Annotated in this window: 22 protein-coding genes and 1 tRNA gene; 12 read left to right on the forward strand and 11 right to left on the reverse strand. The window is 66.7% G+C overall.

From position 1 onward, the window contains the following. Positions 1-166: 166 nt before the first annotated feature. The 9 genes from ACTJJM_RS09920 to pgaD all read left to right on the forward strand — a co-directional run bounded on the left by ACTJJM_RS09920 (position 167) and on the right by pgaD (position 10,636). Complete coding sequence (locus tag ACTJJM_RS09920; RefSeq protein WP_005410352.1) at positions 167-1,756, forward strand: cytochrome ubiquinol oxidase subunit I; 1,590 nt, start codon at positions 167-169, stop codon at positions 1,754-1,756. A 15-nt stretch (positions 1,757-1,771) separates the two neighbouring features. Beyond that, complete coding sequence (gene cydB, locus ACTJJM_RS09925; protein ID WP_005410353.1) at positions 1,772-2,923, forward strand: cytochrome d ubiquinol oxidase subunit II; 1,152 nt, start codon at positions 1,772-1,774, stop codon at positions 2,921-2,923. Between the two features lie 53 nt (positions 2,924-2,976). Continuing rightward, on the forward strand, positions 2,977-3,093 hold the full coding sequence (gene cydX, locus ACTJJM_RS09930; RefSeq protein ID WP_005410354.1) for a cytochrome bd-I oxidase subunit CydX: 117 nt from the start codon (positions 2,977-2,979) through the stop codon (positions 3,091-3,093). 55 nt (positions 3,094-3,148) lie between these two features. Then, positions 3,149-3,225: transfer RNA gene (locus ACTJJM_RS09935), tRNA-Pro, on the forward strand. Between the two features lie 222 nt (positions 3,226-3,447). Further along, positions 3,448-4,653 carry a CynX/NimT family MFS transporter gene (locus ACTJJM_RS09940; protein ID WP_126559462.1) on the forward strand — a complete coding sequence of 402 codons (1,206 nt, stop codon included), beginning with the start codon at positions 3,448-3,450 and terminating at the stop codon, positions 4,651-4,653. A 342-nt stretch (positions 4,654-4,995) separates the two neighbouring features. After that, positions 4,996-7,023, forward strand: a complete 2,028-nt coding sequence (gene pgaA / locus ACTJJM_RS09945) for a poly-beta-1,6 N-acetyl-D-glucosamine export porin PgaA (RefSeq protein ID WP_241883452.1) — start codon at positions 4,996-4,998, stop codon at positions 7,021-7,023. 1 nt (position 7,024) lies between these two features. Then, on the forward strand, positions 7,025-8,911 hold the full coding sequence (gene pgaB, locus ACTJJM_RS09950; protein ID WP_241874256.1) for a poly-beta-1,6-N-acetyl-D-glucosamine N-deacetylase PgaB: 1,887 nt from the start codon (positions 7,025-7,027) through the stop codon (positions 8,909-8,911). Position 8,912: 1 nt separating this feature from the next. Continuing rightward, positions 8,913-10,169, forward strand: a complete 1,257-nt coding sequence (gene pgaC, locus ACTJJM_RS09955) for a poly-beta-1,6-N-acetyl-D-glucosamine synthase (protein WP_010486660.1) — start codon at positions 8,913-8,915, stop codon at positions 10,167-10,169. Continuing rightward, on the forward strand, positions 10,166-10,636 hold the full coding sequence (gene pgaD / locus ACTJJM_RS09960) for a poly-beta-1,6-N-acetyl-D-glucosamine biosynthesis protein PgaD (protein ID WP_010486657.1): 471 nt from the start codon (positions 10,166-10,168) through the stop codon (positions 10,634-10,636). Before pgaC ends, pgaD begins: the two co-directional genes overlap by 4 nt. A 107-nt stretch (positions 10,637-10,743) precedes the next feature. On the opposite strand, the gene ACTJJM_RS09965 is transcribed toward pgaD, so the two are convergent. The 11 genes from ACTJJM_RS09965 to ACTJJM_RS10015 form a co-directional block, all read right to left on the reverse strand. Beyond that, positions 10,744-12,015 carry a glutamate-5-semialdehyde dehydrogenase gene (locus ACTJJM_RS09965; RefSeq protein ID WP_241873345.1) on the reverse strand — a complete coding sequence of 424 codons (1,272 nt, stop codon included), beginning with the start codon at positions 12,013-12,015 and terminating at the stop codon, positions 10,744-10,746. Beyond that, positions 12,012-13,169, reverse strand: coding sequence for a glutamate 5-kinase (proB, locus tag ACTJJM_RS09970; RefSeq protein WP_440865443.1), 1,158 nt, complete (start codon positions 13,167-13,169; stop codon positions 12,012-12,014). The genes ACTJJM_RS09965 and proB overlap by 4 nt, the downstream gene beginning before the upstream one ends. Before the next feature lie 11 nt (positions 13,170-13,180). Further along, positions 13,181-13,444 (reverse strand): YciI family protein, encoded by a 264-nt coding sequence (locus ACTJJM_RS09975; protein WP_019660495.1) that lies wholly within the window; start codon positions 13,442-13,444, stop codon positions 13,181-13,183. Continuing rightward, positions 13,444-14,739 (reverse strand): argininosuccinate lyase, encoded by a 1,296-nt coding sequence (argH, locus tag ACTJJM_RS09980; RefSeq protein ID WP_241874254.1) that lies wholly within the window; start codon positions 14,737-14,739, stop codon positions 13,444-13,446. The genes ACTJJM_RS09975 and argH overlap by 1 nt, the downstream gene beginning before the upstream one ends. Before the next feature lie 20 nt (positions 14,740-14,759). Then, positions 14,760-15,713 (reverse strand): N-acetyl-gamma-glutamyl-phosphate reductase, encoded by a 954-nt coding sequence (gene argC / locus ACTJJM_RS09985; protein ID WP_010486648.1) that lies wholly within the window; start codon positions 15,711-15,713, stop codon positions 14,760-14,762. After that, positions 15,710-16,312: a GNAT family N-acetyltransferase gene (locus ACTJJM_RS09990; RefSeq protein WP_010486646.1), complete on the reverse strand. Its 603-nt coding sequence runs from the start codon at positions 16,310-16,312 to the stop codon at positions 15,710-15,712. The genes argC and ACTJJM_RS09990 overlap by 4 nt, the downstream gene beginning before the upstream one ends. A gap of 3 nt (positions 16,313-16,315) precedes the next feature. Continuing rightward, positions 16,316-17,644, reverse strand: coding sequence for an acetylglutamate kinase (locus tag ACTJJM_RS09995; RefSeq protein ID WP_010486643.1), 1,329 nt, complete (start codon positions 17,642-17,644; stop codon positions 16,316-16,318). A 25-nt stretch (positions 17,645-17,669) separates the two neighbouring features. Then, positions 17,670-18,758, reverse strand: a complete 1,089-nt coding sequence (locus ACTJJM_RS10000; protein ID WP_010486641.1) for an acetylornithine deacetylase — start codon at positions 18,756-18,758, stop codon at positions 17,670-17,672. A 132-nt stretch (positions 18,759-18,890) separates the two neighbouring features. After that, positions 18,891-20,084, reverse strand: a complete 1,194-nt coding sequence (locus ACTJJM_RS10005; protein WP_049447895.1) for an argininosuccinate synthase — start codon at positions 20,082-20,084, stop codon at positions 18,891-18,893. Between the two features lie 62 nt (positions 20,085-20,146). Next, entirely contained in the window at positions 20,147-21,157 is a 1,011-nt protein-coding gene (locus ACTJJM_RS10010) for an N-acetylornithine carbamoyltransferase (RefSeq protein WP_126559466.1), read from the reverse strand. A 318-nt stretch (positions 21,158-21,475) separates the two neighbouring features. Next, entirely contained in the window at positions 21,476-22,045 is a 570-nt protein-coding gene (locus tag ACTJJM_RS10015; RefSeq protein ID WP_019336652.1) for a hypothetical protein, read from the reverse strand. 188 nt (positions 22,046-22,233) lie between these two features. On the opposite strand from ACTJJM_RS10015, the gene cysS reads away from it, so the two are divergent. The 3 genes from cysS to ACTJJM_RS10030 are packed head-to-tail and all read left to right on the forward strand — an operon-like array spanning position 22,234 to position 25,360. Continuing rightward, positions 22,234-23,610: a cysteine--tRNA ligase gene (gene cysS / locus ACTJJM_RS10020; protein WP_440865444.1), complete on the forward strand. Its 1,377-nt coding sequence runs from the start codon at positions 22,234-22,236 to the stop codon at positions 23,608-23,610. A gap of 53 nt (positions 23,611-23,663) precedes the next feature. Next, entirely contained in the window at positions 23,664-24,116 is a 453-nt protein-coding gene (locus ACTJJM_RS10025) for a SufE family protein (protein ID WP_010486631.1), read from the forward strand. Next, positions 24,113-25,360 carry an MFS transporter gene (locus ACTJJM_RS10030; RefSeq protein ID WP_049482302.1) on the forward strand — a complete coding sequence of 416 codons (1,248 nt, stop codon included), beginning with the start codon at positions 24,113-24,115 and terminating at the stop codon, positions 25,358-25,360. Before ACTJJM_RS10025 ends, ACTJJM_RS10030 begins: the two co-directional genes overlap by 4 nt. Positions 25,361-25,856: the final 496 nt, after the last annotated feature.

Genomic DNA, 25,856 nt, shown 5'->3' on the forward strand with positions numbered 1-25,856 from the left:
CGGCCAGCGGTCGCAGTCTTCATCGGGTTGGCATACGATCAACCGGGGCACCTGTTCATACATTGATCTGGATCAAGGCTGTTTGAAGTAGTCGGTCACATCATTCACGTCGTAGACCACCCTTCCCGCCACCTGCAACGGCACTATCCAACGAGGTAGCCAGGCCATGATTGATCAGACAGTCGTAGAACTGTCGCGGCTGCAATTCGCGCTGACCGCGATGTACCACTTCCTATTCGTACCCCTCACCCTTGGCCTGTCGTTCATGGTGGCCATCATGGAGAGCGTGTACGTGATGACCGGCAAGGAGATCTGGCGCAGGATGACCCTGTTCTGGGGCGTCCTGTTCGGCATCAACTTCGCCATGGGCGTCGCCACCGGCATCGTCATGGAATTCCAGTTCGGCATGAACTGGTCCTACTACAGTCACTACGTGGGTGACATCTTCGGCGCGCCGCTGGCGATCGAAGGCCTGATGGCCTTCTTCCTGGAAGCCACCTTCGTCGGCCTGTTCTTCTTCGGCTGGAACCGCCTGAGCAAGGTCAAGCACCTGATGGTGACCTGGCTGATGGCACTGGGCACCAACCTGTCGGCGATCTGGATCCTGGTCGCCAACGGCTGGATGCAGAACCCGACCGGTGCGGTGTTCAACCCGGAAACCATGCGCATGGAAGTGGTCGACTTCATGGCGGTGGTGTTCAACCCGGTGGCGCAGGCCAAGTTCGTGCACACCGTCAGCGCCGGCTACGTGACCGGTGCGGTGTTCGTGATGGCGATCAGCGCGCTGTTCCTGCTGCGCAACAAGCACAAGGACCTGGCCCGTCGTTCGTTCGCGGTGGCCGCGGCGTTCGGCCTGCTGTCATCACTGTCGGTGGTCGTGCTGGGTGACGAGAGCGGCTACGCCGCCAGCGAACACCAGAAGATGAAGCTGGCCGCGATCGAAGCGATGTGGGAGACCGAGCGTGCGCCGGCCGACTTCACCGCCTTCGGCATCCCGAACCAGGAAACCCACCAGAACGACTACGCGGTGAAGATCCCCTACCTGATGGGCCTGATCGCCACCCGCTCGTTGAACCAGCCGATTCCGGGCATCCTGGAACTGGTCGAGCGCGCCGAACACCGCGTGCGTGGCGGCCAGCTGGCCTACGGTGCATTGGAGCGCCTGCGCGCCAACAAGAACGACGTTGAAGCACGCGAGATGTTCGACCGCCACTGGCAGGACCTGGGCCACGGCCTGCTGCTCAAGCGCTACCGCGACGACATCCTCAACGCCACCCCGCAGGAGATCTCGCAGGCGGCGATGGACACCGTGCCGCGCGTAATGCCGCTGTTCTGGACCTTCCGCGTGATGGCCGGCCTCGGCTTCTACCTGATCGCCTTCTTCGCACTGGCCTTCTACTACTCCTGCCGCAACAACTTCCAGGACAAGCGCTGGTTCCTCAAGCTGGCCCTGTGGACGCTGCCGGCACCGTGGATCGCGATCGAGTGCGGCTGGTTCGTGGCCGAGTATGGTCGCCAGCCGTGGGCGGTCGATGGCGTGCTGCCGACCTTCTATGCGGCGTCGGGCTTGGCCCTGCATGAAATCGTGCTGACCCTGGCAGGCTTCACCGCAATCTACACCGCGCTGATCGTGGTCGAGATCAAGCTGATGCTCAAGGCGATCCGCAAGGGTCCGGACGAGGTGCTGCCGTCGCTGCAGTCGCCCCAGCCGCATGCTTCCCACAATGCCTCGGCGCCCGCCGCCGGCCAGGCCTGAGGCAGGAGAACCAAGATGGATTTCATTCTTCTGGACTACACCACGCTGCGCGTGATCTGGTGGCTGCTGCTCGGCATCCTGCTGATCGGTTTCGCCGTGATGGATGGTTTCGACCTAGGCGTGGGCACCCTGCTGCCCTTCGTCGCCCGCAACGACGCCGAGCGCCGGCTGGTGATCAACACCATCGGCCCGGTGTGGGAAGGCAACCAAGTGTGGCTGATCCTGGGCGGCGGCGCGATCTTCGCCGCCTGGCCGCCGCTCTATGCGGTCAGTTTCTCCGGGTTCTACCTGGCGATGTTCGTGATCCTGTTCGCGCTGATCCTGCGTCCGGTCGGTTTCAAGTTCCGCAGCAAGATGCCCAGCGAACGCTGGCGCAACACCTGGGACTGGGCGCTGTTCATCGGTGGCTTCATCCCGGCGCTGATCATGGGCGTGGCGGTGGGCAACGTGGTGCTGGGCGTGCCGTTCCACTTCGATGACAGCATGCGCATCTTCTACACCGGCTCGTTCTTCGGCCTGCTGATGCCCTTCGCGCTGCTGGCCGGCCTGCTCAGCGTGTCGATGCTGGTCGCCCACGGTGCCGCCATGCTGGTGCTGAAGACCGACGGCCCGGTGGCCGAACGTGCAGCCCGTTTCGGCAGCATCGCCGCGATCATCGCCTTCGTGCTGTTCGCAGTGGGCGGTGCCTGGGTGGCCTTCGGCCTGCCGGGTTACCAGATCACCTCGCAGGTGGTTACCGATGGCGCCACCAATCCGCTGCTGAAGACCGCCGAACTCGGCGCCGCCGGTGGCTGGATGCGCAACTACAGCGCGATGCCAGCCACGATCCTGGCACCGCTGCTGGGCCTGGCCGGCCTGCTGGCCAGTGCGGTGCTGCTGCGTGCCCGTCGCGGCGGGCTGGCCTTCATCGCTTCCGGTGCGGCCATCGCCGGCATCATCCTGACCGTCGGTTTCGCCATCTTCCCGTTCCTGCTGCCGTCCTCGAGCCAGCCCACCTCCAGCCTGACCGTATGGGACGCCTCGTCCAGCCACCTGACCCTGTGGATCATGCTGCTGGCCACGGCGGTGTTCCTGCCGATCATCCTCGCCTACACCACCTGGGTGTACCGCGTGCTCAAGGGCAAGACCACCACCGAAGAGATGGGCAACAACCCGAACGCTTACTGATTGACGGTGTGCCGGCCCACGGCCGGCACACCCTTGAACAAAGGAGATCGACCATGTGGTATTTCGCCTGGATTCTCGGCGCCGGCCTCGCCTCCACGGTGGCCATCCTCAACGGCATGTGGTTCGAAGCCCGCGAGCAGAACCGTATCGAGAAAGAAAATCGTCGCTGAGCTGTAAAAAAACCTTGCCGCCTTGGCCTTCACACGGTATCTTAGGCGGCTCCTTCGGGGTGTAGCTCAGTCTGGTAGAGCGCTACGTTCGGGACGTAGAGGTCGCAGGTTCGAATCCTGTCTCCCCGACCACTTCGGTGGTCACCAAGAAGCCTGGAAGACATCACTGTCCTCCGGGTTTTTTTGTGCCAAGCGCCGGGCCACCCGCATGACGGGACCTTGCCCGGCAGCGCACGTACAATGGCCGCGCTGCCGGCCCACCTGCAGCCCCCACCCCCACCTGCCGCTTCGGCGTAGACCGATGCCGGCGCTGCATGCCGTTGCTGCGGCGTGCGACACCTGCAAGGACCACCGATGAGTTCCTCCACTTCCGATTCGCCGTCGCTGCTGCACGGTCGCGTCCTCGCGTTTGCCGCGATCCTGCTGGCAGCGGTCAACCTGCGCACGGCGGTCACCTCGATCACCCCGCTGCTGGACGTGCTCGGCCAGCAGTTCGGCTTCGGCACCACCATGACCGGCGTGCTGGGCATGCTGCCGACCGCCTCGTTCGCGCTGTTCGGCGTGACCACGCCGGCACTGGCGCGGCGCCTCGGCCTGGAGCGCACCACCCTGCTGGCGATGGTGATGGCGATGGCCGGCCTGCTGCTGCGCTCCAGCGCCGGCAACGTCGGCACGCTGTTGCTGGGTTCGGTGCTGGCGCTGGCCGGCATGGGCATCGGCAACGTGGTGGTGCCGCCGCTGGTGAAGCGTTACTTCGCCAACAAGGTCGGCACCATGAGTACGCTCTACATCAGCGTGCTGCAGCTGGGCACGATGCTGCCGGCGCTGCTCGCGGTGCCGATGGCCAACGCTGCCGGCTGGCGCGTGTCGCTGGGCATGTGGGCGCTGCTGGCACTGGCCGCCGCACTGCCCTGGCTGGTGCTGGCCAAGCGCGCGCCGAAGCCGCAGGCCGACGCCACCGACCCCACCGCGCAGCCGCATGGCAAGGTCTGGCGCACGTCGCTGGGCTGGAGCATGACGCTCATGTTCGGCATGACCTCGCTGATGACCTACTCGATGTTCACCTGGCTGCCGCGCATCGTGGTCGAGGCCGGTGGCACGCCCGCGTTCGGCGGCGTGATGGTGGCCGTGTTCTCGGCACTGGGCCTGCTACCGTCGCTGGTCATCCCGTCGATGGCGGTGCGCCTGCAGAACCCGTTCCCGCTGGTACTGATCGGCTTCTTCTCGTTCGTGATCGCCTTCACCGGCCTGCTGCTGGCACCGATGAAGGCCCCGCTGCTGTGGGCCTGCCTGCTCGGCGTCGGTCCGTCCACCTTCCCGCTGGCGCTGACCCTGATCAACCTGCGCACCCGCACCCCCACCGGCTCGGCGGCGCTGTCCGGGTTCATGCAGGGTGTGGGCTACAGCTTCAGCTGCCTGGGGCCGTTCCTGGTCGGCTGGCTGCACACCGTCAGCGACGGCTGGACGATCCCGTTCAGCTTCCTGTTCGGCTGCGCCACCCTGATGCTGTGCGCTTCCTGGGTGGCCTGCAAGCCGCGCAAGCTGGAAGACCTCTGGTAAGCCGCATGGGGCCAGCAACCGGCCCCACCTACCGCTCGTCAGCCCGTTTGCGCATTTTGACGCCGGGCTGACAATTCCGGGCGGATAGTGCCCACGAATGCCCATCCTTGCCGCGTGCCGGCATCGGGCATGGGGGCGGCAGCGCCGCCCAGGCCACCACTCGGTGCGCGGGGGACTCTCGTTTCAGACAAGACATTGCAGGTCGCTGTCCTGGTTTCGCCCATCCCTGCTGGATGGGAGTTCGCGAGGGGAGTGACGCAGGCCACGGCCACCCCAAAATCTGGCATGTGATGTGCGTCACATTTTTCAGGTTGTCTGGTTCGGAAGCCAAGGGGGTCCCCAATGGTTGTCCACCGCCGGCTGGCGCTCTGCGTCGGCCTTGCCTGTACCGCCCTGGCCTGGGCCAGCAGTGCTGCCCCGCCCGACCGCGAGGCGGCCCTGGCCGAGATCGGCCGCTACCGCGACCAGGCCCGCTGGCTGGATGCCCTCGGCGCCATCGAGCGCGCCAGCCAGCAGCAGCCCAACGACGATCTGCTGTTCAAGCTGCGCGTACTGACCCTGGGCGACATCGGCAATGCGTGGCGCGCCTGGGCGCTGTACCAGCAACGCCCGCAGCTGTTCGACGCTGCACAGAAGCAGCGCATCGAAGGCGACTACCTGGCCAAGCTGGTGGTCTGGAGCCTGGCCTACAGCAGCAGCGAAGACAGCCGGCTGGAAGAGGCCGAATCAACCCTGGCGCGCATGCAGCGCTACCTGGGCGCCGAAGGCACTCCACCCGCGCAGGCGCCACTGCGCATCCGCATGGACCGGCTGATCCTGCTCAACCGGCTGGGCCGCCATGCGCAGGTGCGCGAGGAAGCCCGCGCACTGCAGGCCGAAGGCCATGCCCTGCCCGACTATGTGCTGCCCGCAGTGGGCGATTCGCTGATGGGCACCCTGCACCCGGAGGAAGCCATTCCGGTGCTGCAGGCAGCGGTCGCTGGCGATCCAACGCGCGACGCCTCGCATTCGGAACTGGCATACGCCTACCTGGAAAGCGAGCAGCAGGAAAAGGCCGTCGACCTGCTGCAGGCGTGGCGCGACAAGGAACCTGCCTGGCGCTGGAGCAACGGGAAGTCGCCGTATCCAAACTGGTCGCGCTACGAGGCCGACCTCAACCTGGCGATGGTGCGCGCCTACAGCGGTGACCTGCCCACCGCGCAGCGCGATCTGGAATCGATGGTCGACATCGCACCGGGCAACGGCGGCCTGCAGAGTGCGCTGGGCAGTGTCTACATGATGCGCGGCTGGCCACGCAGGGCGCTGCAGCGGCAACAGATGGCGCATGCGCTGGACCCGCGCGACATCGAGCCACGGCTGGGCATGCAGGAAGCCTACGTCGCTCTGCAGCGTGATGACCTGGCGCGACCGCTGCACGACGATCTGGTCGCACGCTACCCCACCCAGCCCGCCGTCGAACGCATGGACCAGGCCTGGCGCGCGCATCGCGGTTGGCAGCTGAAGGCATGGACCGACATCGGACGCAGTTCCGGCGGGAGTGGCACCTCGCCGCTGGGCAACGATGATCGCCGCTATGGCATGGAGGTCCAGACACCCGTACTCGACGATCGCTGGCGGCTGTTCGTCTTCGCCGACCGGCGCTCGGTCGATTTCCAGGACCAGCGCATCGACCCGCTGTGGCTGGGCGCGGGCGTACGCTACCGCTTCGGCCGGCTGGATGCGGAAGCGGCCGTGCTGCGCGCCAACGACCACATTGGCGATAACGGCCTGCGCGTCGGCGTGGGCTGGCAGTTCAACGACTACTGGCATGCCGGACTGATTGCCGCACGCAATGATCCGGAGGCGTCGATGCAGGCGCGCGTGGCCGGCATCACCGCTGACAGCGTCAGTGCGCAGGTCGACTATCGGCGCAGCGAACGCACGCACTGGGTGTTCGGCGCCAGTCGCTTCCGTTACGACGATGGCAACCATCGCGAACTGTTCAGCACCGCACTTGAACAGCGCCTGCTGACCCGCCCACGGTGGCTGATCGATGGCCTGGCCAGTGCCTACACCAGTCGTGGCAGCCGCGACGATGTTCCCTACTTCAACCCGAAGCGCGACCGCATGGTCGAGATCGGCCTGCGCATCGACCAGCAGCTGTGGCGCCACTACGAACGCCACTTCCGGCACCGGCTGACCGTCTCGCTGGGCGACTACTGGCAGGACGGCTTCGGCAGTGCGCTGGTGCCGTCGGTGTCGTACATGCACGAGTGGCAGCTGGGCCAGGGCCGCGTGTTCGAGTATGGCGTGCGCTGGTCGCGGCCGGTCTACGACGGCCATCGCGAACGCCATATCGGCTTCGAAGCCGCACTGCGCTGGGGAGACTGACATGACCCGCATCCTGCGCCTGATCGTGCTCCTGCTGCTGTCGGCTGCGCCGCCGGCCTTCGCGCAGCAGGCCCTGCATCTCGATGCGATCGACAACGGCCTGCTGATCCTCAGCTACCACGACATCCGCGACCAGGTCGCAGCCAAGGGGGATGCCGATACCTATGCGGTGAGCACGCAGAACTTCGCCGCCCACCTGGACTGGCTGGGGGCACACGGTTACCACCCGGTGTCGCTGTCGCAGGTGATCGCGGCCTCGCAGGGGCGCGCCACGCTGCCTCCGAAACCGGTACTGCTGACCTTCGATGACGGCCTGCGCAGCGTCTACGACAAGGCCTTCCCGCTGCTGCAGGCCTACCGCTATCCGGCGCTGGTGGCGGTGATCACCGACTACGTGGACATGGCACCGGGCCGCACCATTGACTATGGCTACCGCCCGTTCGGCCGCGACGACTTCATCACCTGGGCACAGCTGAAGCAGATGCACGACAGCGGCCTGATCGAGGTGGCCAGCCATACCGACGATCTGCACCACGGGGTGCTTGCCAACCCGCAGGGAAATTCCACCCCTGCTGTCGTGACCCGCATCTACCGACCGGCCACGCACAGCTACGAGAGCGAGCCACAGTACGAGCAGCGCCTGCGCGCCGATCTCGGCCGCAGTGTGCAACGCATCCAGCAGCACCTGGGCGTGCGCCCGCGCGCCATCGTCTGGCCCTATGCCGCCTACAACCAGCTGAGCAACGACATTGCCGAGCAGCTGGGCATGCCAGTGTCCTTCGATCTGGAAGGCCGCAGCACGCCGGTGGCCAGCGACCTGCATGGCCTGGCGCGCTTCCTGGTCAGCGACAACCCGACCGTGGAGGCGCTGGCCTACGAACTGCGCCGCGACGTCGCGCTCGATGGCATCCGTGCCCTGCAGATCGACCTGGATGATGTGTACGACCCCGACCCCGCACAGCAGGCGCGCAATCTGGATGCGCTGATCGAGCGGGTCAAGCGCATCGCGCCGACGCACGTCTACCTGCAGGCGTTCGCCGATCCGGACGGCAACAACACCGCCGATGCACTGTACTTCCCGAACCGCCACATGCCGATGCGCGCGGACCTGTTCAGCCGCGTTGCCTGGCAGCTGAAATCGCGTGCGGGGGTGAAGGTCTACGCATGGCTGCCGGTGCTCGGCTTCGAGCTGCCCGACCCGGCGCAGCGCAAGGCGCTGGCGATCCGCAACGGCGATGCCGATGGCATGTACCGGCTGGATTTCACCAACCCGAAGGCCCGCCAGATCATGCTCGACATCTACGAGGACTTGGCGGTCAACTCGTACTTCGAAGGCCTGCTCTTCCATGACGATGGCTATCTACGCGACACAGAACTGCCGACGCTGGCGGCCGGCGACGATGGCAGCGCTCGCACCCGGGCGCTGATCGACTTCACCCTGGCCCTGCGCGACAGTGCGCAGCGTTGGCGGCCTAAGCTGGCCACGGTGCGCAACCTGTACGCGGAGCCGGTGCTGCGCCCGCAGAGCGAAGCCTGGTTCGCGCAGCGCCTGGACCTGTTCAACAAGGCCTACGACCAGACCGCACTGATGGCGATGCCGTGGATGGAAGGCAGCAAGCACCCCGAGCGCTGGCTGGACCAGCTGCTGGCCGCTGTGCGCGCGCATGACCCCCAGCTGCAGCACACCCTGTTCGAACTGCAGACCGTGGATTGGCGCAGCGGCCAGCCAATTCCCGCCGAACGCCTGCGCGCGCAGATCCGCCAGCTGCAGGCCCAGGGGGTGCATCACTTCGCCTGGTACCCGGATGATTTCATCGCCGACCAGCCCTCCACCCATGATGCCCGCGCGGCCATGTCCGCCGGCAACTTCCCGTACCCGGAGAAGTGACATGGACATGCATCCGTTGCTGCAGGTCCTGTTCCAGTTCGCCTTCTACTACCCGATGGTGATGGCGTTCTTCTGGATGTCGGGCGGCCTGTATTACTACTTCCGGCGCGAACGCCATTCGCGTCCACGCAACGACCCGCCGCTGATGGTCGATCCACCGTTCGCGAGCCTGCTGATTCCCTGTCACAACGAGTCCGCGAACCTCGACGACACGCTCGGCGCGGCGCTGGCACAGCGCTACCCGGCCGACTACGAAGTGATCGCCATCGACGACGGCAGCAGCGACGACACCGGTGCGCGGCTGGACGCCCTGGCAGCAAAGCACCCACGGCTGCGCGTGCTGCACCTGGACCGCAACCTGGGCAAGGCCAATGCGCTGCGCATGGGTGCACTCGCCGCGCGTTCGGAGTACCTGGTGTGCATCGACGGCGACGCGATGCTGGAGGAGCACGCGCTGCACTGGATGATCTGGCACCTGGTAAGCGGCAACCGGGTCGGCGCGGTGACCGGCAATCCGCGCATCCGCAACCGCTCCACCCTGCTCGGACGCCTGCAGGTGGCCGAGTTCTCCTCGATCATCGGCATGATCAAGCGCGCGCAGCGGGTATACGGGCGCATATTCACCATCTCCGGCGTGATCGCCGGCTTCCGTCGTACCGCGCTGCACCAGGTCGGCTGGTGGTCGGACGACATGGTGACCGAAGACATCGACATCAGCTGGCGCCTGCAGCGGGCGCACTGGGACATTCGCTACGAACCCAACGCACTGTGCTTCATCCTGATGCCGGAAACGCTGAAGGGGCTGTGGAGGCAGCGGCTGCGCTGGGCCCAGGGTGGCGTGGAGGTGATGCTGCGCCACGCCCGCTCGCTGCTGCACTGGAAGGAGCGGCGCATGTGGGGCGTACTGCTGGAGTACGTGCTGAGCGTGATCTGGGCTTACACCATGTTGTTCATCGTGGTGCTGTGGGCGCTGGGCAAGTTCATCGAACTGCCGCCGCAGCTGCATATCGCCAGCCTGCTGCCGGAATGGCACGGCGTGATCCTGGCCCTGGTCTGCCTGCTGCAGTTCGCCAGCAGCCTGATCATCGACCGTCGTTACGAAACACAGATTGGACGCAACTACTTCTGGGTCATCTGGTACCCGATGGCGTACTGGTTGATCAGCCTTTCCACCACCCTGGTGGCGTTGCCGAAAACCCTGCTGCGCCGTCGCAGCAAGCGCGCCACCTGGACCAGTCCCGATCGGGGGATCCGATGAACGCACAACGCCCGTCCAACCGCTTCGACTCGCGGATGATCCGCAAGCCGCATCGCCAACCACGCTTCCAGCGCACCGCCTGGGGCTTCGTCACCCTCGCGTTCTGGGGGTTCTACTTCTACCTGTGGGCACCGTTGGTGACCCTGCTCTCGTGGCTGATCGGCGGGCAGATGGCCTGGCAGCAGCTGTACGAGCGCAAGAACCAGTTCGACCCCTATGTGCTGGTGGCGCTGCCGCTGATGCTGCTGTGTGCCAGCGTGCTGCTGATCGGCTGGGCCGAGTACAACCGCGCGCGCTTCCGCGGCCACGACCGGCGCCTGCCGCGGCCGCTGGCCAGCCTCAACGAAGTGGCCGCCGACCTGGGGGCCAGCACCGGGCTGGCCGAGCGCCTGCTCGGCTGCAAGGCCGCCACGCTGCACATGGACGATCACGCGCGGCCGATCGGCATCCGCCGCGAGGTGGTGTAACCCGACAACCCGGTGGGTGCCGACCCTGGTCGGCACTTGCTTTGGTAGATGCCGACCTTGGTCGGCACCGGGGTCTACCGCGAAGAGCATCCACGCACGGCGTGGATCTACGTGCGCGTCTGCCCTTCACCGCGCACGACAAATCGTTCGACGGTGAGTGCTTCCAGGCCCATCGGGCCGTAGGCGTGCAGGCGCGTGGTGGAAATACCGATCTCGCTGCCCAGGCCCAACTGCCCACCATCGGAAAAGCGCGATGAGGCATTCACCATCACCACCGCCGAACGCAGCGCGTTGACGAAGCGCTCGGCGTGGACCGCGTCTTCGGTCGCAATCACTTCGGTATGGTCGGAGGTATAGCGGCGGATGTGCGCGATGGCCGCATCGAGGTCATCCACCACCCGCACGGCCAACACCAGATCCAGGAACTCGGCGGCGTAATCCGCATCGGTGGCTGCGGTGCTACCCGGCAGCAACGGCTGCGCAGCCGCGTCGGCGCGCAGCTCCACGCCGCGCTCGCCGAGCGCCTGTGCCACGCGCGGCAGGAACGCTTCGGCCACATCGCGGTGCACCAGCAGGGTCTCCAGCGAATTGCAGGCCGACGGACGACTGCACTTTCCGTCCACCAGCAGATCGATGGCTTTGCCGAGGTCGGCGCTGGCATCCACGAACAGGTGGCAGACACCCTTGTAGTGCTTGATCACCGGCACCCGCGCATGTTCGGCAACGAAGCGGATCAGGCCTTCGCCGCCGCGCGGAATCGCCAGATCGATCAGTTCATGCAGCTGCAGCAGTTCCAGCATCGCTTCTCGGCGCAGGTCGGTCAGCACGGTCACCGCCGCCGGTGGCACGCCATTGGCCTTGAGCGCGCCTGCCAACGCCTGGGCGATGGCTGTGTTGGAATGGATCGCTTCGGAGCCACCGCGCAGGATCACACCATTGCCGGCCTTCAGGCACAGCGCAGCCGCTTCGGCGGTCACGTTCGGGCGCGCCTCATAGATCATTGCGATCACACCCAGCGGCACGCGTACCTTCTGCACGCGGATGCCGTTTGGACGCACATCGTCGCGGGTGATCTGGCCGACGGGATCGGGCAGCGCGGCGACCTCACGCACGGCTTCGGCCATCGCGAACAGGCGTGCCGGGTCCAGCGCCAGGCGGTCGAGCATGGCGCTGCCAACGCCCTTGTCGCGCGCGGCGGCGAGGTCACGTGCATTACCGGCAAGGATCAGCCCGGCATTCACTTCCAGCGCCTGTGCCATGGCCAGCAGCAGCGTGCGGCGGGCCGCACTGTCGAGGCCGGCAACGTTCTGGGCCGCGTCACGGCAGGCACGCGCCTGCGTTTCGATGTCGCTCATCGGGGAGTCCTTCAAACCGGTCATGGCAGCACCAGATCGTCGCGATGGACGACGCTGCCGCCGTAGTTGTAGCCCAGCACGGCCTCGATGTCGCGCGAATGGCGGCCGGCGATCCGGCGCACATCATCGGCCGCGTACTGGCTGACGCCGCGCGCGACGCAGACACGGCCCTGCGGCGCGTTCCAGCACACCTGCACCATGTCGCCACGGCGGAACGCGCCCTCCGCGCCGGTGATGCCACCGGGCAGCAGCGAGGCGCCCTTCTCGCGCATGGCCTGCGCCGCGCCGGCATCGATCACGATCGCGCCCTCGACCAGCGGCGCGTGCCGCAGCCAGTGCTTGCGTGCGGCCTCGCGGCTGCGTGCGGCGTGGATACGGGTACCGAACAGGCGATCCTGCGCCAGCGCGCGCACCACGTCGCCACTGCGGCCATTGAACAGATAGGTTTCTATGCCGAGGCGACCGGCCTTCGCCGCCGCCTCCAGCTTGGTGCGCATGCCGCCGGTACCAGCGCGCGAGCCGGCGCCACCGGCCATCGCCAGCACCTCGTCACTCAGTTCCGGCACGTCGTGCAACGGCCGCGCGTCGGCCACGGTGCGCGGGTCGGCGCTGTACAGGCCGTCGATGTCAGTGGCGATGAACAGTGCGTCGGCATCGACCAGCGCCGCCACGGTCGCGGCCAGGTTGTCGTTGTCGCCGAGCTTGAGCTCGTCCACCGACACGGTGTCGTTCTCGTTGACCACCGGCAACGCACCCAGCCGCAGCAGTTCGTTGAGGGTAGCGCGTGCGTTGAGGTAGCGGCGGCGGTTGCGCAGGTCGTCGTGGGTCAGCAGCACCTGCGCCACCGGGCGCTCGAAGAAGCGCTGCCAGAGCCCGATCAGCTGGGCCTGGCCGAGCGCGGCCAGCGCCTGGCGCGCCGCCATCGCCGCACCGGGCTCATCGGCCCGCGGCAGGATCGCGCGCCCGGCCGCAACCGCACCGGACGACACGATCACCACCTCACGTCCGGCCAGTACATTGGCAGAAACGAACTGTGCCAGGCCCAGCGCGTGGCGGGGCGACAGGCCGCCGCCATCGGCGGCGAGCAGGCTGCTGCCCACTTTCAGCACCGCACGCCGCCACGGCGGCAGCGCCTGTTCCGGGAACGGCGAAGCGACGTGGCTGGCATGCAGAGTCATCAGTCAGGGCCTCAGCGGGTGTTCCATTCGTGCACGGTCAGGTCGGAGGCATGCATCGTCACCAGCGGATCGGTGGCGACGATGGCCTGCGCCTGCGCCAGGCTGTCCACGTTGCACAGCACATAGGCGCCACCACTGCCGTCGGCGAAACCACCAGTCAGCTGCAGCTTGCCCTGCGCCTGCAACGCATCGAGGAAATCGCGGTGCGGCTGCACCGCTGCATCGTTGAAGTCCGGCCGGCGCATCGCCATCACCAGGTAGACAGTGCCCGCCATCAGGACAGCGCCTGCCAGCGCGCGCGCAGTTCGTCCAGGCGCAGGTCGGCGGCCGAACCCGGCGACACGCGCGCGGCGAGGCTGCCTTCCGGGGTACGCCCCTGCCCTGCACTGTCGGCACCGGCAGCTGCGGCCTTGTAGGCCTCACGGAACGGCACGCCGGCCACGGCCGCTTCCACCGCCACGTCGGTGGCATACATGCCCGAATCGATGGCCGCACGCAGCTTGTCGTCACGCCATTCCAGATTGGCCAGCAGCGCCGGCAGCAGTTCCAGCGCGGCCAGGCCACGGCCGAAGCCATGGAAGATGGCGCCCTTGGACGACTGCAGGTCGCGATGGTAGCCGGACGGCAGCGACAGCAGCTGCTCGATCTCGGTGCGCGCGGCGGCGACGCTGGCATGGGTGGCGCGCATCAGCTCGATCACATCCGGGTTGCGCTTGTTGGGCATGATCGAGCTGCCGGTGGTGTACTGCGCCGGCAGTGCGACGAAGCCGAACTCGGCGCTGGTGAACAGCGACAGGTCCCAGGCAATGCGGCGCAGGTCCAGCGTGGCACCACCCAGTGCTTCCAGCGCGGCCAGCTCGAACTTGCCCCGCGACAGCTGCGCGTAGATCGGCGAGATCTGCATGCGCGCGAAACCGAGCGCAGCCGTGGTGTGTTCGCGGTCCAGCGGCAGATTGACGCCATAACCGGCGGCGGTGCCCAGCGGGTTGGCATCGATCAGTGCATGGGTGTCACGGGCGCGGATGGCATTGTCGATGAAGGCCTCGGACCAGCCCGCCCACCACATGCCGGCCGAGGACACCACGGCACGCTGGATGTGGGTATAGCCGGGTATCGGCAGGTCCTTCTCGGCCTGCGCACGGTCCAGCGCGACCTTGGCCACGTCGGCGCTGAGCTGCGCCACGCGCTGCAGCTTCTCTTTCAGCCACAGGCGGGTGGCCACCAGGATCTGGTCGTTGCGGCTGCGGCCGGTGTGGACCTTGCGGCCGGCGTCGCCGAGGCGTTCGGTCAACCGCGCTTCGATCGCCGAGTGGCCATCTTCGTACTGCGTATCCAGCACGAAGCGGCCTTCGCGGAAGTCCTGCGCCAGGATCTCCAGTTCGCGCAGCAGGCCTTCCAGCTCGTCGGCGCTGAGGATGCCGATGTGCTGCAGGCCTTGTGCATGCGCGGCGCTGGCGGCGATGTCGTGCAGGAAGAATTCGCGATCGAGGATCACGTCGTCGCCGGCGAGGAAGGTCTGGATCTGGGCGTCGACGGCGACGCCGGGCTTCTGCCAAAGAAGGTCTGCCATGGGGGCTCCGGAATACGTGTTCAGTGCGGGATCGACGTCAGTTCGTCGATGCCCAGCGCGAGGTTGAGGTTCTGCATGGCCTGCGTGGCCGCGCCCTTGAGCAGGTTGTCCAGGGTCGCCACCACCACGACCCGCTTGCCGCCCGGGGCCAGGGTGAAGCCACCGACCTGGGCACCGTGGCGACCGGCAATGCGGCTGACCCACGGCGCTTCATCCACCACTTCGATCAAGGGTTCGCCGGCATAGGCCTGCTGGAAGCGCTCGACGATCTGCTCGCGGGTCTGCACCCGGTTCAGCCACAGATTGGCGGTGAGCGTGATGCCACGGAAATGCGGCGCGACGTGCGGCATGAACTCGACCGCCACGCCCAGCTGCACGGACACTTCGCGCTCGTGCACGTGGTTGGCCAGGGCATACGGCATCAGGTTGTCGGCCAGCAGTTCAACGTTGTTCTTGTCCGACGGCGTGGTACCGGCACCGGAGTAGCCGGAGACACCGAAGCACTGCGGCGGACCGGCCAGCAGGTCCAGCAGCGGATGCACCGCCAGCTGCATTGCCGTGGCATAGCAGCCCGGGTTGCTGATGTGCTTCTGGCCGTTGTAGCGGCCGCGGGTCAGCTCCGGCAGGCCGTAGTACCAGCTGTTGTCGAAGCGGTAGTCGGCCGAGAGATCGACGATGACAGTGTCCGGCTTCGCGGTTTCAAGCGCGGCCACGAACGGCGCGGCCAGGCCATTGGGCAGGGCCAGGATCACCGCATCCACGCCCTTGGCGGCCACCGCGTCGGCGTCCAGGTTCTCGTACTGCAGGTCACCCTGGAATTCCGGATGGTGATCGGACAGGCGCTGCCCGGCGCGCTCGCGCGAGGAGACGAAAGCCAGTTTCAGCCGCGGATGGGCGGCCACCAGCTTGATCAGCTCGGCACCGGTATGGCCGCGGGCACCGACGATACCCAGGGTGAAAGTCGAATCGTTCATGCGTGACTGTCCAGGCGGTACTGCAGGTGGCGCTTCACGCCCTGCCATTCCGCATCGATGATGGAGAAGATGACGGTGTCGCGCGGCGTGCCGTCGGCATGCCGCTTGTGGTTGCGCAGCACGCCGTCCTGCTTGGCGCCGAGGCGGGCGATGGCGGTACGCGAAGTAAAGTTGAACCAGCTGGTTTCCAGCACCACGCTGATGCAGCCCATGGCCTCGAAGGCGTGCTGCAGCAGCAACAGCTTGGCTTCGGTGTTGGCGCCGGTGCGCTGCACACGCGGCGCATACCAGGTGTAGCCGAGACTGAGCTTGGGCACCCCGGCATCCATGTCGTAGAAGCGCGTGCTGCCGATGATCTCACCCGCCGCATCGCGGATCACGAAGGGCAGCACCTTGCCTTCAGCCTGCGCCTGCAGCGCGGCCTGCACATAGTGCTCGACCCGCTGCGGTGACGGCACCTGGGTGTACCAGAGCTGGTCCAGGCCGCTGCCTTCAAGCGCATCGCGCAGGCCCGGCACGTGCTCCATCTGCAGCGGCTGCAGGGTTACGTGCTGGCCGCGCAGGGTGGGAACCGTGTTCCAGGCATCGAGGTTGCTCATCGCTCAGCCCTGCAGGCTCGGGGTGCGCTGCGCGCAATGATCGACATAGGTCTTGATCCGGTCGATGCCATCGGCACCGAACCAGAACACCTTCCACTGATCCTGCTTGTAGCAGCCATCGGACTCGGCGTAGTAGAAGTGATTGATCGGGTTGCCGTGGCGCGAGCGCCAGAACAGCTGCGGGGTTTCCTCCAGCATCACGTTCCATACTGCGCGGCCCAGGCCCTCGCCCTGCGCGTCGTCGAGCACGGCGAACTTGTCCAGGTACACGCCCTCTGCCTCGTCGGTGAGGATCACCGCGGTGCGGTAGTTCTCGCTGACATAGGCACGCAACAGTTTGGTCTTCTCGAAGTAGTCCGGCACCAGGGTGCGGCCGAAACTGGATTCGATCAGGCCCTTCAGGCGCGGCAGGTCCAGTTCGTCCCAGGCGGTGGCGCGCAGTACTTTCTCGCCCTTGCGTACCAGCGTGCCCGAGCCCTTGTGGGTGAACAGTTCCTTGGCCAGGTCGGCCGGACGGGTGATCGACACCGACGATTCCAGCGGCAGGCGATCAAGCAGATCCTTGATCTGTTCGATCTTCACCTTCATGCCGCCGTGGATCCACGGCTGCGCGATCAGGTGGTCGTACTCGGTGGACAGGTTGATCGAATCGATCACGTTGCCCTGCTCGTCCAGCAGGCCGCCGGTGCCGGTCAGGAAGATGATCTTGTACGGCTGCAGTTCCTGCACCAGCTCGTTGGCGGCGAAGTCGGCGTTGACGTTGAGGATCTGGCCGCCGGCGGTCTCACCCAGGCTGGTGATGACCGGGATCGAACCGGCGCGCAGGCTGGCCTCGATTGGCGCCAGGTTGACCTTCTTCACCTCGCCGACCAGGCCGTAGGTGTCCACGTCCAGGTACTCGGCCTCGAACACACCACCGGTGATCGAGGTGGCGCGCGCGCCGTTCTGCTGCAGCGCCTCGACCAGGCGCAGGTTGGACTGCTGGAACACCCGGCGCACGATCGCCAGCGCTTCCGGCGAGGTCACGCGCAGGCCGTTCACGGTCTGCTTCTCGATGCCAGCGGCCGACAACTCGGCATCCAGCTGCGGGCCGGCGCCGTGCAGCACGATCGGGGTCAGACCGACCTCCTGCAGGAACGACAGCGAGGAGGTCAGCGCGTCGAGGTCGTCGCGCAGCACCGCGCCGCCGACCTTGACCACGGCGAAGCGCTTGGCATCCAGCTGCGAAAAGCGCTTGAGGTACTGGCTGATCTCCTTCGCGCTGGCCATGCTGGAAAGCAGGCGCACGATGGTCTGGCGGGTCTGGCGGTGGGGCTGGAGGGCAGGAGACATTTCGGTTTCGTCGGAAAGGGAAGAATCAGGCGCCGGCGGCGATGATGCGGTGCACGGCGTCGGTGTAGCGCTGCAGCTGCTCCAGCGTCACGAACTCGTCGGCGGTGTGGGCCTGGGCGATGTCGCCCGGGCCGAACACCAGCGTGGTGTAGCCACCGGCCGAGAACAGCGAGGCCTCGGTCCAGAAGTCCACCGCGTTGCCGATCGGCAGGTCCAGCGCATCGGCCACGTCGCGCGCCAGCAGGCGGCGGTTCTCGGCTTCGGCGATGTCACCGGCCGGCAGGCTGGGGCCACGGAAGGTTTCGGTGAACAGTGCCGCCTGCGGCTCGGCGAAGCCGGCAAAGGTCGCCAGCAACGCATCGATATCCATCGACGGCAGCGGACGGAAACCGAAGCGCACTTCGGCAGCGGGCGCGATCATGTTGGCCTTGATGCCACCTTCGACGCGACCGATGTTGAAGCGCAGGCCGGTCAGCCCGCCGAAGCGCGCCGACGCCAGCGATTCCACGTGGTCCAGCGCGCGGTTGCCCCAGCGCATGGCCTGATGCAGCGCGCTGGCGGCTGCATCCTGCTTGCCCGAGGCATGCCCCGCGCGGCCAGCGAACTGCATCAGCACCGAGCTGATGCCACGGTGCGCCAGCACCGCCTCGCTCATGGTCGGCTCGGCCACCAGCACCGCTTCATACGGCAGGCCACGGGCCAGGAACGCAGCGATGCAGCGCGGATCGTTGGCTTCTTCATCGCTGGAGAACAGGAAGGCTGCGTCACCGTCGCTGGCATTGGCTGCGGCCACCAGTGCGGCGGCCGCGCCCTTGATGTCACACACGCCCAGACCGACCACGCGGTCGTCCAGGCGGCGCATCACGTGCGGGTCGGCACTCCAGTGCGGCGAATCCGGCACGGTATCCAGGTGTACGTTGAACAGGTACTTCGGCGTCCCGCGCACGGCGTACAGGCTGACCGCACCGGCGCCGTGGTCGATCACCTCGACGTTGAAGCCGGGCAGGTTCGCGCGCAGGTAATCGAAGATGCCACCGGTGGTGATCGCACGCGGCGGGTTGCGGGTGTCGAAGGACACCAGCGCCTGCAGGTGATCGAGCGTCTGTTCAAGCATGAATCAACAATCCTGTGGAATTCCGCCGGGCATGGCCCGGCGCTACCGGAATGCGTCTGGTGGAGAGCCCCCTTCTTGTTGAAGGGGGCGCGCCAACGGCGCAGGGTTGAGGTGGAATGCGTGGTCAACCGCTCAGCGGTTGACTTGCGCGTAAAGCGTCGAGCTCATGCCGAACAGCTTGATGAAGCCCTCGGCCTCTTCCACGCCCCAGTCGGCCGACTGCGCGTAGGTGGCACCCTTGGTGTTGAGCAGGTGCGGCGACTTCACCGCCACTGCATCGACGCGGCCACCACGGGTCTCCAGCACCACTTCACCGTTGACCTTGGCCTGCGAGGACTTCAGGAACGCTTCGATGTCGGTCTTCAGCGGGTCGTGGTAGAAGCCTTCGTACACCAGCTCCACCCACTTGCGCGCCACGTCCGGCTTGAAGCGGTTCTGCTGCTTGGTCAGCACCGCATCTTCCAGCGCGCGGTGTGCGGCCAGCAGCGAAACCAGGCCCGGGGCCTCGAACACGATGCGGCCCTTCAGGCCGATCACGGTATCGCCGGTGTAGACGCCGCGGCCAACGCCGTACGGGGCGAACAGCTTGTTGAGCTGGGCCAGGATCTGGTCGCCCGGCAGCGCCTTGCCGTTCAGTTCAACCGCTTCGCCTTCGACGAACTTCAGGGTGACCGTCAGCGCCTGCTCCGGCCACTCGCTGCGCGGTGCGCACCAGCCACGGGCGCCCTCGCCCGGGGCTTCCCAGCGGTCGATCTCGCCGCCGGACATGGTCAGGCCCAGCAGGTTCTCGTTGATGGTGTAGGCCTGCTGCTTGGCGCGCACGCCGAAGCCGCGCTCTTCCAGGTACTTCTGCTCGTAGGCGCGGGTCTGGGTGTGTTCCTTCTGGATCTCGCGGATCGGCGCGATGATCTGGTAGTCGCCCAGTGCCTTCACGGCCAGGTCGAAGCGGACCTGGTCGTTGCCCATGCCGGTGCAGCCGTGGGCGATGATGTTGGTGCCCAGTTCGGCGGCACGCTTCAGCGCGGCATCGACGATCAGGTAACGGTCCGACACCAGCAGCGGGTACTGGCCCTGGTAGCCTTCACCGGCCCACACGAACGGCTTGACGAAGCCTTCCCAGATGGCCGGGCCACCGTTGACGGTAACGTGGCTGGTCACGCCCAGCTCGGCGGCGCGCTTTTCGATGAAATCGCGCTCTTCATCATCCACGCCGCCGGTGTCGGCGAACACGGTGTGCACGTTGTAGCCACGCTCCTGCAGGTACGGCACGCAGAAGCTGGTATCCAGGCCGCCGGAGAAGGCGAGAACGACGTCTTTGTTGCTCATGGGGAGGGTATGTCCTGGTAGCGCCGGGCCGTGCCCGGCGGAAATGATTGAATCGGAAAAAATCAGCGCCCGGCAACCGCGGCCATGATCGCCTTCTGCACGTGCAGGCGGTTCTCGGCTTCGTTGATGGCGATGCACTGCGGCGAATCCATCACGCCATCGGTGGCCTTCACGTTCCGGCGCAGCGGCAGGCAGTGGCTGAACACACCATTGTTGGTCAGCGCCATCTTCCGCTCGTCCACGATGAAGTGCCTGAACTGGTCGCGGATCGGCTTTTCAGGCTCCCAGTTGCCGAAGAACGGCAGCGCCCCCCAGCTCTTGGCGTAGACCACGTCGGCGCCGGCGTAGGCGCTGTCGATGTCATGGCTGATCTTCAGCGAACCGCCGCTCTCGGCCACGTTCTGCTCGGCCCAGCCCATGTAGCGGTCGTCGAGGATGTAGTCGGCGGTCGGGCACAGCAGGGTCACGTCCATCCCCATGCGCGTGGCGATGGTCAGCGCCGAGTTGGCCACGGCGGTGTTCAGCGGCTTGGGGTGGTAGGTCCAGGTCAGCACGTACTTCTTGCCACGCAGGTCCTGGGTGCCGAAGTGCTCCTGCAGGGCCATCACGTGGGCCAGTTCCTGGCACGGGTGGGTGATGGTCTCCATGTTGATGACCGGCACCGGCGAGTACTTGGCGAAGCTGTTGAGGACGATGTCCTGGCGGTCGTAGGCCCAGTCGATGAACTTGGGGAACGCGCGCACGGCGATGATGTCGCAGTAACGGCCCAGCACCTTGGCCACTTCAGCGATGTGCTCTTCGGTATCGCCGTCCATCACCGTGCCGAGGTTGAACTCGATCGGCCACGCATCCTTGCCCGGCTGCAGCACCACCGCGTGGGCGCCGAGCTGGAACGCGCCCAGTTCGAAGCTGGTGCGGGTGCGCATGGACGGATTGAAGAACACCAGCGCGATCGACTTGCCCTTGAGTTGGTCGCCGAGCTTGTTGCGCTTGAACAGCGCGGCCTGGGTCAGCAGCGCGTCAAGTTCGCTGCGGCTCCAGTCCTGGGTGTTCAGGAAGTGCTTGGGGGACATCATCTTTCCTTGCGTGGCGGCGCCGGGTTCGACGCGGTGGAAGGGAAAACAGGAAGCAAAGGTGGAACGAAAAGGTTGCAGTTGCAGCTTTCAGAACGCAGAAACGAAAAAACCCAGCCGGGCGGCTGGGTTTTTTTCGGACGAACAGCAAAAAGCTCCGGTTACCCAGCGAGGATGTGGGGTTCCGGTCGACGCGCACGCGAGGTCATGCCCGACGCCTGTCGGGCTGCGCTGCTGTCGTGCTGGAAGTCGGTGAGCTTCATGGTCAACCATCTTTGCATGCGGCCGGGGCCGACGCAAGGGGCCGGGGTCGCAGAATCAGGGATTGCCCGTGGCGCCCTGCTCGGGGCCGACCCAAGGGGTGATAGACACCCGGATCTTGAGCCGGTTGCCGGGGTCTTCCGGCAGCCGTGAGCGGTACTTGGTGCCCTTGTAGACGTAATCCACGTCGTAGGCGATGGGCCTGCGGAATTCACGCCCCACCGGCACGATACGGCAGTCACGGGTCAGCATCGGGCCATTGTTGGCCGGTGCCGGCGCCGGGGCGGGTGACTCGGCGGCGGCGTCCTCGGAGACCTCTTCATCGCTGCGCTTGAACATCGAGCGCACCGAGTCCCAGAAGCGGCTGATCCGGCCCTTGTCCTCGACCGGCTCCTCGCCGGTGACATTGACCGGCGCCAGAGTCCGGGTCGAGACCGGCTCGCAGTGTTCTTCGGTGCGGGTCGCGCGCAGGGTCTGGAACACGGGCTCGACGTTCAGCACCTGCGCGTAGTCGAACTTCACGTTCTCCACGATCACCACCCGGTTGCGGGGCTCGGCCTCCTGCGCCTGGGCCACGGCGGCCAGCGCCGACAGGCAGGCCAGGGTCAGCAACGCGGTGGATTTCATTGGCGAAGGGAGCAAGGACACGGCAATAGTGTAGGCAGTGGCGAGCGCAAGGGGCTGAACATTACCCGTCCACGCTGCTCCTGCCCACCCCACCTTGGACGGACCCGGCGTCCACCGGTGGCAGGCGGTGCCCCCAAAGGGGGCCGACACGTTCTAAAATCACAGGCTTGTCCCCCAGCCACAGCCCCATGACCCTGCGCCTGCACAACAACCTGACTCGCCAGCTCGAACCGTTCATCCCGCTCGACCCGGCCTGTCCGACCCTGTATGTGTGCGGCCCCACGGTCTACAACTACGTGCACATCGGCAACGCCCGTGGCCCGGTGGTGTTCGGCGTGCTGGCCGACCTGCTGCGGCGCCGTTTCGGTGGCCTGCGCTACGCGCGCAACATCACCGACGTGGACGACAAGATCAACACCGCCGCGCGCGAGCAGGGGGTGCCGATCAGCACCATCACCGACAGGTTCGCTGCCGCCTACCGTGAAGACATGGCCGCCCTGGGCGTGGTGCCGCCGGACATCGAACCGGAAGTGACGGCGCACATGCCGCAGATCGTCACCATGATCGAGCAGCTGATCGCCAACGGCCATGCCTATGCCGCCGAGGGCCATGTGCTGTTCGCGGTGGCCAGCTTCGACGGCTACGGCAAGCTCTCGCGCCGCGACCCGGAAGAGATGCTGGCCGGCGCCCGTGTCGATGTCGCCCCCTACAAGCGCGATCCCGGCGATTTCGTGCTGTGGAAGCCGTCCAGCGACGACTTGCCCGGCTGGGAATCGCCGTGGGGCCGTGGCCGCCCGGGCTGGCACATCGAATGCTCGGCGATGGCCGCCGCCCATCTGGGCGAGACCATCGACATCCATGCCGGCGGCGTCGACCTGCAGTTCCCGCACCACGAGAACGAGATCGCGCAGAGCGAATGCGCCCACGGCGGCAAGATCTTCGCCCGTTTCTGGCTGCACAACGGCATGCTCAACTTCGGCGGCGCCAAGATGAGCAAGTCGCTGGGCAACATCGAGCGCGTGCACGACCTGGTGCGCCAGCATCCGCCGGAAGCCCTGCGCCTGGCGCTGCTGTCGGCCCACTACCGGCAGCCGCTGGACTGGTCCGATGGCCTGATCGAGCAGTCGGTGCGCACCCTGGATCGCCTGTACGGCACCCTGCGCGAACTGGCGTCGGTCGACGCGGTCGTGGCGATCCCGGCCACGGTCGAGGCGACCCTGGATGACGACCTGAACACCCCGCAGGCGCTGGCCGAAGTGGCCCGCATCGCTGCCGATGCACGCCGAGCCACCGACCCGGCCGAACAGGCGCGCCTGAAGGGCGAGCTGCTCGGTGCCGGCCTGGCCCTGGGCCTGCTGCAGGCCGATCCGGCGCAATGGTTCGGTACCGCTGCGGGCGATGACGGCGACGATGCCCGTATCCAGGGCCTGATCGACGAGCGTGCCGCTGCCAAGAAGGCCCGCGACTTCGCCCGTTCCGACACCATCCGCGACCAGCTGGCCGCCGAAGGCATCGTGCTGGAAGATACCCCGCAGGGCGTGCGCTGGTCGCGCAAGCGCGGCTGACCTGCCCTGCCCCGTGGCCGGTACGCCGGCCACGCCCCACCGTAGAGACTGTTGTGACCGACTCCCCGTTCCCGCTTGAACCCACCGCCGCCGAGGCACAGACCGCCATCGCCGAGGAATTCGGCTTCTTCGGCGACTGGTCCGAGCGCTACCAGTACCTGATCGACCTCGGCCGCAAGCTGCCGGCCTTCCCGGAAGAATGGAAGACCGAAGAGCATCGCCTGCTCGGCTGCCAGTCGATGGTCTGGATCGTGCCGGAAGGCAATGCGCAGTCGCTGCGCTTCCATGCCATCAGTGATTCGGCCATAGTCTCCGGCCTGATCTTCCTGGCGCTGCGCGTGTACTCCGGGCGCTCGGCGCAGGAGATCCTGGCCACCGAACCGAGCTATATCCAGGACATCGGCCTGGCCCGCCACCTGTCTCCGACCCGCAGCAATGGTGTGGCAGCGATGCTGGCCTTCATCCGCGAGACCGCGCAGGCCCAGCTGCAGCGCGATCCGTCGTGAGCGAGCCTGCCACAGCCGAGGACACCGCGCTGGGCCTGCTGTCCCGACCCGGCTTCGCCAAGCTGCTGGCCTACCGCATCTTCGCGATGCTGTCCTACCAGGTGGTGGCAGTCACCGTCGGCTGGCACATCTACGAAGTCACCCGCAATCCGTTCTCGCTGGGCCTGATCGGCCTGGCCGAGGTGCTGCCGTTCTTCTGCGTGGCGCCATTCGCCGGCTACCTGGTCGACCATCTGCCGCGGCGCCGGTTGGGCATGGCGGCCTGTTCCGGGCTGATCGCCACCGCGCTGGTACTGACCAGCGTGGCCAAGGGCTGGCTGCCGTTTGAAGGCGTGTGGCCCATCTATGCAGCCATCGCCCTGACCGGCATGGTCCGCGCCTTCCTGTCGCCGATCTACAACGCGCTGTTCGCCCGCGTGCTGGCCCGCGATCAGTTCGCGCGCGGCGCAGGCCTCGGCGCGGTGGTGTTCCAGGCCGGCATGGTGGCTGGTCCGGCACTGGGTGGCGTGCTGGTCGGCTTCGGCGGCAAGGGCCTCTCCTACGCGGTGGCTACGGCCTTTGCGCTGGTGGCGATGGCCTGCCTGGCTACATTGAAGGTGGAAGAACCGGTGCACACCGGTCCCGCCGCGCCGATCTTCAAGAGCATCGCCGAAGGCGCGCGCTTCGTGGTCGGCAACCGGATCATGGTCGGGGCGATGGCGCTGGACATGTTCTCGGTCCTGCTCGGCGGCGTGGTGGCGATGCTGCCGGCGTTCCTGCACGAAATCCTGCACCACGGCCCGGAAGGCCTGGGCATCCTGCGCGCGATGCCGGCGCTCGGTTCGGTGTGCGTGGGCCTGTGGCTGGCCCGCCACCCGCTGCACCGCAATGCCGGCCGCGTACTGCTGTTCGCGGTGGCCGGTTTCGGCCTGTGCGTGATCGGCTTCGGCCTGTCGCAGCACTTCTGGCTGTCGGCGCTGATCCTGCTGTTCTACGGGGCCTTCGATGGCGTCTCGGTGGTGATCCGCTCGACCATCCTGCAGTTGGCCACGCCGGAAGAGATGCGCGGACGGGTGTCTTCGATCAACGGCATCTTCATCAGTTCGTCCAACGAGCTAGGCGCGTTCTATGCCGGCACGATGGCCAAGCTGCTCGGCCTGGTGCCGGCCGTGGTGCTGGGTGGGTTCGCGGTGCTGAGCGTGGCCGGGATCACCGCGTGGAAGAACCCGACATTGCGGAAATTGAATCTTCGCGACCTGCAGTGACGCTGCTAACAGCGGATTCGGCGGCGCCGGGTGTTTGGCTGGGGCCGTTGCTCTCCCTCGATGATTGGGCTTGTCACTTTCTTTTCGCGAAAAGAAAGTAACCAAAGAAACGCTCCGCCATCCGCGAGCCGGCGCTGCGCGCCGGTGCCCTGTGCTCCTCGGTGAATCAGGGGACGGCGCCGAACTCGCTGCGCTCAAACAGCGGCGCCTCTTCGCCCCTGATTCCCCTGCGGTGCTCGGCTCGCTACAAGGCGGACTCAACAGCCGCGAGCGCACGCATGACCGCTCCTGTCGGCCTGAGCCGAGCGTGGGCTCGGCTCTACATCGGCCGCGCACGCAGGAAACCGTCGAGAGCCTGCGGGTGGGTCCGGGCGGGACCGTCCGCGGCATGGATGCCGCGGCCGAGCTTACAGGGATGTACTTGCAGCGTGTCCTGCCCGGACCCACCCGCAGGCTCCACCCGATACCCGGAAGGCGCTGCTCTACACAGTCAACT

It is taken from the genome of Stenotrophomonas sp. 22692 (genome assembly GCF_052045015.1).
In the GTDB taxonomy this organism is placed as follows: domain Bacteria; phylum Pseudomonadota; class Gammaproteobacteria; order Xanthomonadales; family Xanthomonadaceae; genus Stenotrophomonas; species Stenotrophomonas geniculata.